Source organism: Autumnicola patrickiae, from assembly GCF_031846525.1.
GTDB lineage: Bacteria > Bacteroidota > Bacteroidia > Flavobacteriales > Flavobacteriaceae > Autumnicola > Autumnicola patrickiae.
This window is the reverse complement of sequence record NZ_JAVRHM010000070.1, coordinates 1-844: the sequence shown is the minus strand read 5'-3', so window position 1 is coordinate 844 and position 844 is coordinate 1. Positions and strand designations below refer to the sequence as shown.

At 40.4% G+C, this 844-nt stretch carries 1 protein-coding gene and 1 pseudogene; both read right to left on the bottom strand.

Going from position 1 to position 844, the window contains the following annotated elements:
- A pseudogene (locus RM549_RS19385) lies at nt 1–213 on the bottom strand (IS3 family transposase); the annotation flags it as partial.
- 155 nt (nt 214–368) lie between these two features.
- Nucleotides 369–803, bottom strand: a complete 435-nt coding sequence (locus tag RM549_RS19380; RefSeq protein WP_311687767.1) for a helix-turn-helix domain-containing protein — start codon at nt 801–803, stop codon at nt 369–371.
- Nucleotides 804–844: the final 41 nt, after the last annotated feature.

Below are 844 nucleotides of genomic sequence, written 5' to 3'. Positions count from 1 at the left end.
GTTGCCTATATAAGTGAGATCGCTTACCCACACTTGTTCCGGCCGCTCAAATTCAATTTGGCTTACCATGTTTTTATGTTTTCTGAACCTATGATGTGAGTCCGTTGTTATATGGTAACTTTTTTTAGGAACAATAAGCATCTTGTTTGCCTTTAGTATCCTAAATAATTTATCCCTTCCAATATTGATCTTGCTGAGTTCAGCCCTGAGCATATGGTATAGTTTTCTCGTGCCCAGCCTGGGCATCAGGTTTCTTATAGAGCGCACTAGAGCAATAACCTGGGCGGCTATCAGCTGCCTATGTTTTTGGGATTTTATTGATCTGTAATATACCTGTCTATTTACCCCGAGTAATTCACAGGAAGAAATTATCGTCTCTTTTTGGGCTTCTTTGAAGCATTTGACAACTCGGGTTTGTAATTTTTTCTGATTTGGATATCATATTCCTTTTCGGCCATATCCACAAGCATATCGAAGATGATCACCTTCTTGTCGGCACGTTGGGCAAGATGCTCAGCCCTGGCCTTCTGCTTTTCCAGCAGTTTGACTTTTGCTTCCAGTTCAAGTATTTTCTGTTCAGGTGTTTTTGCCACGGTTATTCTCGATTGGTTTTCCCAATCAAAGTTACCATATTTCCTGAGCCATTCCCTCACTGTTGATTTAGCCTGTATACCATATTTATGACAAGCCTGGGTTCTTCCAAGCGCTCCGGACTCAATTTCCTGGACAACTTGAAGTTTAAAAGAAATCGAATAATCTTTTTGGGTACGCTTTACATACCCAGTCTTTGCTGAACTTTTCATTACACTACTATTTTAGTGTATCGCTATTTCAGGACGGGACA

Coding starts and splice junctions, on each gene's coding strand:
- RM549_RS19380 (WP_311687767.1), bottom strand. CDS start 803: ATGAAAAGTTCAGCAAAGACTGGGTATGTAAAGCGTACCCAAAAAGAT.